6 protein-coding genes are annotated in these 6,179 nt (G+C 66.0%); 3 read left to right on the forward strand and 3 right to left on the reverse strand.

What is annotated here, in order from left to right:
* Nucleotides 1–47: 47 nt before the first annotated feature.
* The 3 genes from ACRDPS_RS00955 to ACRDPS_RS00965 all read right to left on the reverse strand — a co-directional run bounded on the left by ACRDPS_RS00955 (nucleotide 48) and on the right by ACRDPS_RS00965 (nucleotide 2,368).
* Nucleotides 48–347 (reverse strand): winged helix-turn-helix domain-containing protein, encoded by a 300-nt coding sequence (locus ACRDPS_RS00955; RefSeq protein ID WP_431499742.1) that lies wholly within the window; start codon nucleotides 345–347, stop codon nucleotides 48–50.
* 248 nt (nucleotides 348–595) lie between these two features.
* Entirely contained in the window at nucleotides 596–1,546 is a 951-nt protein-coding gene (locus tag ACRDPS_RS00960; protein ID WP_431499743.1) for an adenylate/guanylate cyclase domain-containing protein, read from the reverse strand.
* Between the two features lie 24 nt (nucleotides 1,547–1,570).
* Complete coding sequence (locus ACRDPS_RS00965) at nucleotides 1,571–2,368, reverse strand: biotin--[acetyl-CoA-carboxylase] ligase (RefSeq protein WP_431499744.1); 798 nt, start codon at nucleotides 2,366–2,368, stop codon at nucleotides 1,571–1,573.
* A gap of 61 nt (nucleotides 2,369–2,429) precedes the next feature.
* Here ACRDPS_RS00965 and ACRDPS_RS00970 point away from each other — a divergent pair, with 61 nt between their 5' ends.
* The 3 genes from ACRDPS_RS00970 to ACRDPS_RS00980 all read left to right on the forward strand — a co-directional run.
* Complete coding sequence (locus tag ACRDPS_RS00970) at nucleotides 2,430–4,037, forward strand: acyl-CoA carboxylase subunit beta (RefSeq protein ID WP_431499745.1); 1,608 nt, start codon at nucleotides 2,430–2,432, stop codon at nucleotides 4,035–4,037.
* A 162-nt stretch (nucleotides 4,038–4,199) separates the two neighbouring features.
* A complete protein-coding gene (locus ACRDPS_RS00975) occupies nucleotides 4,200–4,412 on the forward strand; it encodes an acyl-CoA carboxylase subunit epsilon (RefSeq protein ID WP_431499746.1) in 213 nt (70 codons plus the stop codon).
* A gap of 649 nt (nucleotides 4,413–5,061) precedes the next feature.
* On the forward strand, nucleotides 5,062–6,179 hold a 1,118-nt coding region (locus tag ACRDPS_RS00980), incomplete at its 3' end, for a hypothetical protein (RefSeq protein ID WP_431499747.1).

A 6,179-nucleotide genomic window follows, 5' to 3' on the forward strand; every position in this document is an offset into this window, starting at 1 on the left:
CCTCACAGATATCCGCGAAAGCCGGCCCCGACGGGCTCAGGTCGGGATCAGACCTTCTCGAAGCGCAGTCCCTTGCCGCGCAGCGTGGTGATCAGATGGGGCTTGCGGGGGTCGTCGCCCAACTTGCGACGGACCCAGCCCAGGTGCACGTCGATGGTCTTCGACGAGGTGTAGAAGGTCGCGTTCCACACGTCCCTCATCAACTCGTCGCGGGAGACGACGTTGCCAGCCCTCTTGATCAGGGCATGAACCAGGTCGAACTCCTTGCGAGAGAGCGTCAGCTCCTCATCGTTCCGCCATGCTCGCCGGGTTTCCGGGTCGAGCTTGATCTCCTGTACCTCGATCATGGGACCGACATTAGGGAGGTAAAGACCCTATGGCAAAGGATTGCACGATATTGCCAGTGACATTTTCATGCCATCAGATGCCCGATTGGGCATGCCGAACTCGCGCCCCCTCAGGCGCACTCCACCATGCCCCGCAAGGCATGGTCAGGTAAAGCCACCGGCACGCGTCGTAGATCGACTGTTAACTACAACGAAACGTAAACAAATCAGAGAAACCCCAGGTCACCAGCACCCTGGAAGGTCACGATTCAGACACGGCGAACAGCGACAGGCTCCACGATCCCGAACCCGCGCACCGGCCGAGCAGCCAATCGCCTGGTCTCGAACTCGTCCTCGGGCATCGTCGCGGCAGTGGCCTCGTCGACGATTATTCGGTTGCGGCGCGCGACCGCGGTCAGCCGCGCCGCCATGTTCACGGGCGGCCCGAAGACATCTCCCAGTCGTGAGACGAGGTTGCCGGAGGCCAGCCCGACGCGTACGTCCGGCATCCGCGGATCCCGCCCGATCACGTTGATGATCCCCTCCGCGGCACCGTAGGCCTGCAGCGGATCGTCGTTGACGAAGAGCACCGAGTCGCCCAGCGACTTGATGATCCGGCCGTGCCAGGTCGCCACCACGTCAGCGCACCGCGACTCGAAGAGCTCGACCAGGTCACCGATCTTCTCCTCGGTCAACGTGTTCGACAGCGCGGTGAACGAGACGATGTCGGCGAACCCGACCGTCTGCCAGACAGTGCCCAGCTGCTCCTCGGGCCCGGTGACCGATGCCTCGGCACGAGCGAGCGCGGCGCGCATGTGCCGGCGCCAGGCGAAGATCATCATCTCCTCGAAGGCGCCCTCGAACTGCTCCGAGACCGAGACGGTCGCCTTCAGCAGCTCGGCGGGCGTACGGTCGTCCTCGTTCTGGGTCTCGACGTGGTGCAGGAGCGCAGAGACCTCATAGTCGGAGAGGCGCGCCATCGACTGTCCGATGCCGCGAGTCAGGTTGACGACCAGGTCGAAGCTGACCAGTCCGTTGCCGGCGATCTCGTTGGCTTTGGCGAGCGCGTTGACGTCCGCCTCGTCGAAGAAGGCCTCATCGTCGCCGATCTCGGGAAACCCGAGCGCGCGCCACAGGCGTTTCGCCTGCTCAAGGCTCACGCCGGCCTTCTCGGCCACCTGTGCCGAGGTCAGGTTGACGGGCTGCTTCGATTTCGCCACGAACAGATCATGACATCCCGCGTGTCAGAGCTCGCCCTTGCGAGGCGGACGGAGTCGGGCGTGGATCACGTCCCCGGCGCCGACCACCCGCTCCCCTTCGCCGGTGGCGATGACCAGGCGGCCGCTCTCGTCGATCGCGGTGGCGACGCCCTCCCAGGCTTCCCCGCCCGGGAGCTCCGCCCGCACCTGCTCCCCGACCGTCACCGACAGCTCGCGATAGCGACGGGCGAGCTCGGTGGGATCAGCACCCCAGATCTCGTACGCAGCCCACAGCTCCCCCAGCACGGCGGCGAGCACCTCGGTGCGGTCGACGGGCGCACCGCTCTCGAGCTCAAGCGACGTAGCCGACTCGATCGGCAGCTCCTCCCGCGTGAGCGAGGTGTTGAGCCCGAACCCGATCACGGCTGCAGCGCCTCCGCTCTCGATCCGCTCGATCAGGATCCCGCACACCTTGCGCCCCTCGATCAGCACGTCGTTGGGCCACTTCAGCCCCGCGGCGTACCCCATCTCCCTCAACGCCGTGGCCACCGCGACGCCGGTCATCAACGGCAGCCACGGCCACCGCTCCACCGAGATCGAGGGCGAGGGCCGCAGCAGCGCGGAGACGGTCAGCGCCGAACGCGCCGGAGTCGTCCAGCCCCGGTCCAACCGGCCGCGGCCGGCGGTCTGGTGCTCGGTGGTGATCACCAAGCCCGGCTCCTCGCCCGTGCGGGCACGAGCAGCCAGGACGGCGTTGGTCGAGGGCGTCTCGTCGAGGATCTCGACGCGCCATCCGCCCGGTAGACCATCGAGCCGGGAGCGGTCAAGTGATGGGCGTCGCATCGCAGAAGGTGGCACAGCCATTAGATTGGCCCCCGCACCGCCCGAAGTCCAAAGGAGCACCGTGAGCGCCGAAGCCACCCCTCAGCCAGAGATCGACCTGCACACCACCGCCGGGAAGCTGGCCGAGCTGGACCGTCGTCTCGACGAGGCCATCCACGCCGGTTCCGCGAAGGCGGTCGAGAAGCAGCACGCCAAGGGACGCCAGACCGCCCGCGAGCGCATCGCGATGCTGCTCGACGAGGGCTCCTTCCAGGAGGTCGACGAGCTGGCCCGCCACCGCAGCACCGCGTTCGGGCTGGAGAAGAACCGCCCGTTCGGCGACGGCGTGGTGACCGGCTACGGCACCATCGACGGCCGCCAGGTCTGCGTCTTCTCCCAGGACTTCACCGTCTTCGGTGGCTCGCTGGGTGAGGTCTACGGCGAGAAGATCACCAAGATCATGGACCTCGCGATCAAGACCGGCTCCCCGCTGATCGGCATCAACGAGGGCGCCGGCGCCCGCATCCAGGAGGGCGTCGTCTCCCTGGGCCTCTACGGCGAGATCTTCAAGCGCAACGTCCACGCCTCCGGTGTGATCCCGCAGATCAGCCTCATCATGGGCAACTGCGCCGGCGGCCACGTCTACTCCCCGGCCGTCACCGACTTCACGATCATGGTCGACAAGACCTCCGGCATGTTCATCACCGGCCCCGACGTCATCAAGACCGTCACCGGCGAAGACATCACCATGGAGGAGCTCGGCGGCGCGCTCGCCCACAACTCCAAGTCGGGTGTCGCCCACTACATGGGCTCGGACGAGGAGGACGCGATCGAGTACGTCAAGGCGCTGCTCTCCTACCTGCCCTCCAACAACATGGAGGAGCCGCCGGCGGTCGAGGAGGCGGCTGACCTGGAGATCAGCGACCTCGACCGCGAGCTCGACACGTTCATCCCCGACGGCGGCAACCAGCCCTACGACATGCACGAGGTCATCTCCCACATCGTCGACGACGAGGAGTTCCTCGAGGTCCAGCCGCTGTGGGCGCCCAACATCCTCATCGGCTACGCCCGCGTCGAGGGCCGACCGGTCGGCATCGTGGCCAACCAGCCGATGCAGTTCGCCGGCACCCTCGACATCGACGCCTCCGAGAAGGCCGCCCGCTTCGTACGCACCTGCGACGCCTTCAACGTCCCCGTCATCACCTTCGTCGACGTGCCCGGCTTCCTGCCCGGCACCGACCAGGAGCACAACGGCATCATCCGCCGCGGCGCCAAGCTGATCTATGCGTACGCCGAGGCGACCGTCCCGCTCGTCACCATCATCACCCGCAAGGCCTACGGCGGCGCCTACGACGTCATGGGCTCCAAGCACCTCGGCGCCGACATCAACCTCGCCTGGCCCACCGCACAGATCGCCGTCATGGGTGCCCAGGGCGCGGCCAACATCGTCCACCGCCGCACCCTGGCCGAGGTCGAAGCCGCCGGCGGCGACGTCGAGGCCAAGCGCGCCGAGCTCATCGACGAGTACGAGACCACCCTCGCCAACCCGTACATCGCCGCCGAGCGTGGCTACGTCGACGCGGTCATCCCGCCCCACGAGACCCGCGCCGAAGTCACCCGCGCCCTGCGTCTCCTGCGCACCAAGCGCGAGACACTGCCCGCGAAGAAGCACGGCAACATCCCGCTCTGAGTTGACCCCGAAGCGAGCGTAGCGAGCGAGGGGTCGACGAAGAGCGGATAAAGCCGAGTCGGCGCAAACGGACCGGAGCGCGCGAAGCGAGCGAGGACTGGCTTGCGCCGACTCGGCGAAGCCAGAAGCAAGCGGAACCGAGAAACGAAAGGTGGTCACGGAATGACCAGCCCCGAAGAGCAGAAGCCCCTGCTCAAGGTCATCGACCACAACGCCACCCCCGAAGACGTAGCCGCGATCGTGGCCGTCTTCTCCGCGATGGGTTCAGCCGAGGCCCCGAAGAAGAAACAGCGCTCCCTCTGGGCCACCCCGCAGCTGCGTACGCCGATCCACCCCGGCCCGAACGCCTGGCGCGCCAGCGGCCTGCCCCACTGAAAAGTGACCCAGCGCGAGTAGCAGTAGCTGTCACCGTGCACGGATCATGCACATGCATGATCCGTGCATCTCGACACGCTTCCAAGGTGCACAAATCGAGCACGTGCGCGATCCGTGCACGTTGACCAGGACTCCGCGGCTCTACGTCCACAATTCACACACACGTTCCCCACGACCTCAGCGATACATCTGCGTGAACCTAGCGCGAACCATAGGTTTCCGGACGCGGTACCCCGCACCCATCTATGGAAGTGAGTCTCAATGCGAACGTTCCCCCCGTTGGCGTCAAGCGTGGCCTCTACGCCGTAGCTGTCGTCGAAGCTGTTGTTGCCATCTCAGCCCCGCCGCCATGGCGAACTGGACCAGGTCTCTGTCCGGTTGGTCAGTCGACGTCGGCCGGTCGCGGATCTGGAGGACAACACCACCCGAAGCATCGGCGAGTGGACTGACCTGAAAGCGGGAACGTACCCCTACTAGTTCAAGACCCCGCGGGTAGGAGAATCCGGCAGCGACGGCAATGGACTCCTCCATGTCGTCTGGGTCGGCGTCGACGCCTCAATGGCTGACTGACCACTCCATCCGTCGGAAACGCAGAGGCGGCGGCCCAACTTCACGCGGCCGGTGCTCCTGCAGAACACGAAAGAGCCGTATGCGGTTTCGCGCGCTACTCCGCTCCTCTGCTGCCCTGCCTCTCTTCCCCGTCGCCTTGGCGGCCGCGGCGCTCTATTACATGGTCAGCGGCCACCCGCAGGTCCTCTATTACCCGATCGCCACCGCTCCCATGCTCGTCGCGGCACCGATCGCGTCGATCTATCCGGTCGCCTATGGCGTCGCCGCTGCGACTGCCGCCTGGCAGGGTGCGCGCATCAGATCCGACGGCGTATGGCTCGTGGCGCCCCTTCGGAACAGGCTCGAGATCATCGCGACATCCCTCGGTCCTGTGGTGGCGATCGTCTGGCTCATGTTTCTTCTTCCCGTGGCCGAAGCCTTCGTCGAACGCCCCACGATGCCCACCTTGGACAGCCTTCCCCCGCTGCTCCTGGGCCTCGCGCTATCCATCGCCTGGGCACTGATCGGCTTCACGATCGGGCACCGGGTCAATCCGATCATTGCCACCCCGGTCTTGGCCTGCAGCGTCTTCTACCTAGTCGCGGTAACGGTTGCCAAGGATCCATACGCCTTGCGCCACATGAGCGGCTACTATCTCGATGGCCCCGGCTTCGGCGAGTCGGCCACCATCGAGTCGATGGTGGCTCACGTTCTCCCGACCGGAAGCCTTGCCGTCGGGGTGGCGCTGCTCTGGACTAGACTCCCGCGACTCATCGCACTCGCCACCGGCGGGGCCGTGATCATTGCGTCGACCTTCGCCAGCTACTCGATCGTGAAGGACTGGGACTATAACCCCAGCCTGCACACAGGCGACGTCGCGCTCACGTGCACAGGAGCTCGCCCACGAGTCTGCCTTCCCGAGCAGGCGGGTGCGGACCTCCAGAAGATTCAGCAGATGGCGCACTCCGTCTACACCGTCCTCAAGAAGTATGGCGTTACGACAACCGTCCCGGACACCGTCACGGAACAGAGCATCTACGGCCGCTTCCAGCCACCTCCCGAGCAGGGCACCCGATACGCGTTCTTGCTCCAAGGCGACAAGAACGGCTCGGTCGCCGGCCCGCTGCTCGTCGAAGAGGTTCGGTTCGGCTGCGATGCGGACGATCATCTTGCCTACCGCGTCGTCCAGATGTGGCTCGGCGAGAAGCTCGGCATCAC

It is taken from the genome of Nocardioides sp. (assembly GCF_050699375.1).
GTDB lineage: Bacteria > Actinomycetota > Actinomycetes > Propionibacteriales > Nocardioidaceae > Nocardioides.